This is a genomic window from Sphaerochaeta sp. (assembly GCF_050178175.1).
Taxonomy (GTDB): domain Bacteria; phylum Spirochaetota; class Spirochaetia; order Sphaerochaetales; family Sphaerochaetaceae; genus Sphaerochaeta.
In genome coordinates this window covers 1-2,287 of sequence record NZ_JBFXGH010000076.1, presented here as the reverse complement: position 1 = coordinate 2,287, position 2,287 = coordinate 1, and the positions used below count along the sequence as shown (strand labels likewise).

Genomic DNA, 2,287 nt, shown 5'->3' with positions numbered 1-2,287 from the left:
CCCTGAGCATCCGCTTCGGTGACGACTCTCACCCGTGCCCAGTAGAGAACGCCTTCATCCGGGGTGAATCCTGGCACGCGAACCTGTGCAGAATCACTGCTCTCCACCAGGCCGGTGTCGAACAGTGGAGAGGCAAAGGATGACTCATCAGCTATCTGTATCTGATACTGTTTCTGTCGACAATTCCTAAATGGTGTGTCGATTACCCAAGAAAACTGTGGTCCCTCGGTAATTCCTACAACATGGTCAAGATAATTGATCTGCAGCTTGGAAACTGTTGTCATGATATTACTCCAATTTTGTTTTATGCGCTTGCAAGGGGTTTCTTGCATCCAATACCAAAAGTCAGCCTTTGACAGCCCCTCCCATCATTCCTGCTACCAGTTGACGCTGGAAGAAGATGAAGATGATCAAGGGGATGATACTCACTACCACTACGTTTGCAAACAACAAATTCCACTGGGTGCTGAACTGGCTCATGAATGAGTACAGTGTCAGAGGAGCGGTAATGTTCTTTGCACCGGGAAGGAAGTACAGTGGACCAACGAAGTCATTGAAAATATTGACCGACGTAGTTACGACTACCGTCACGATCGCTGGCTTGAGCAGGGGGAGTATGACCTGGAAGAAAATGGTCAGGGGGCTGGCCCCGTCAAGATACGATGCCTCGTCAAGATCGCGTGGGATGGTGGACATCGCCGTCCTGAAGATCATGGTTGCAAATGGCATGAACAAGGCCACATCGATCATGATCATACCGAACATCGTCTTATAGATTTTCAGGTTCTGCAAGAGGAAGATGGTAGGTACCACCGCTGGAGGGATCATCAATCCTATGATTAAAAGGGACATCAGGATAGATGCGGACTTGTCATTCTTTCTCTGAGCCACGAATGCGAATAGGGCAGAGAAGACCACAATCAGGGCCACTGATCCGACGGTAAGCAACGTACTGTTCAAAAGTGCCCTAAACATCCGGTAATCACCATATGCAACGACTTCCTTGAGATTCTGGAAAAACAGATTCTGCGCAGGTAGGCTGAAACGCAGCAAAGCTGCTTCCTTGCTGCTCTTGGCAGCCATGAGAATGATATAGACAAATGGCACGATGAAGATGATTGTCAAGAAGAGGAATACCAGTATATTCGACGCAATATATGCAGTTTGTTGTTTCCTGGATTTCATAGTTCAATCTCCCTGCTGTTGAAGAATCGTCTGAGCGGAAATATCAGGATGGTAACCATGACAAAAAGGATGACATTCCCTGCAGTTGACAGACCGTAGAATCCTGCCTGGTACTGTTTGTAAATGACACTGGTCAATACATCCGATGCAAAACCAGGTCCGCCTCCAGTCATTGCCCAGATAAGATCGAAGGAACGAAGACCTCCGATGAAGGAGAGCAGTATAACGGTGAACGTGGAGTTTCTTACCAAGGGAATGATTACATGGCGGAACTTGATCCAGAATCCACCCTCGAGTTTCATGGCATCAAAATAGTCCTGAGGAATTGAGATGATACCTGCCATATAAATTACGGTTGCAATACCGATTCCTTTCCAAACATCAACAAAAATAACTGAATAGAGTGCTATGTGAGGGTTTCCGAGCCAGTCAGGTTGCGGTAGGCCCATGGAGCCCAGCACCACATTGATCAATCCAATATTGGGTTGCATAAGAACAACCTAGTAAACCAATACCATTTCAGCATTAATCATTCCCCATATCCTGGTCTCAAACAAAACAGATTTGTGGAAAACAACCTTTGCTAAGAACTATCAAGCACAACTCTTTCCAAAAGAAAATGCTCAAGGTTCTTCTTCCTTTCTAGGATATTGAAACATGTACTGCCTAAACATCCTACCTTTAGTGTACAACCGCTTTTCTAAACGTGCCTGCACAAAGCATTCAATTTTTAGCACGATTTTCCCATTACCAAATACTGATAATACCTATCGATATACATGGTCTATACTCCTTGAGCCAGAAAAAAACCTGCCACATTGTTCTGTAGCAGGCTTGATATCTTATACTTTGTTAATAAACTGTTTCAGTCCCTCATGATACCCTTCTGGGTCATCCCACATGGCCATATGCCCTGCATTTGGGCAGTATAGGTATTCACCCTTCGGCAGCTGCTTGGCCATCCACTCCATATACGAGGGGTCCATGGTGTCATACTCGGCGCCGATAACCAGGGTGGGTATGGTAATCTTGGGCAGGTCTTTTGACCTATCCCAGGTCTCCAGTACGCCTGCAATACCAAATTCACTGGGGCCTTGCATAT

The 2,287-nt window shown here is 46.0% G+C and carries 4 protein-coding genes; all 4 read right to left on the bottom strand.

The features are described 5' to 3' along the window. Positions 1-284 (bottom strand): hypothetical protein (locus tag AB7S66_RS08775; RefSeq protein WP_428519138.1); only part of this gene is annotated, 284 nt, incomplete at its 3' end. A 61-nt stretch (positions 285-345) separates the two neighbouring features. Beyond that, on the bottom strand, positions 346-1,185 hold the full coding sequence (locus AB7S66_RS08770; RefSeq protein ID WP_428519136.1) for a carbohydrate ABC transporter permease: 840 nt from the start codon (positions 1,183-1,185) through the stop codon (positions 346-348). Then, positions 1,182-1,676, bottom strand: a complete 495-nt coding sequence (locus tag AB7S66_RS08765) for a carbohydrate ABC transporter permease (RefSeq protein WP_428519134.1) — start codon at positions 1,674-1,676, stop codon at positions 1,182-1,184. Before AB7S66_RS08765 ends, AB7S66_RS08770 begins: the two co-directional genes overlap by 4 nt. A gap of 351 nt (positions 1,677-2,027) precedes the next feature. Continuing rightward, positions 2,028-2,287 (bottom strand): hypothetical protein (locus AB7S66_RS08760; protein WP_428519132.1); only part of this gene is annotated, 260 nt, incomplete at its 5' end.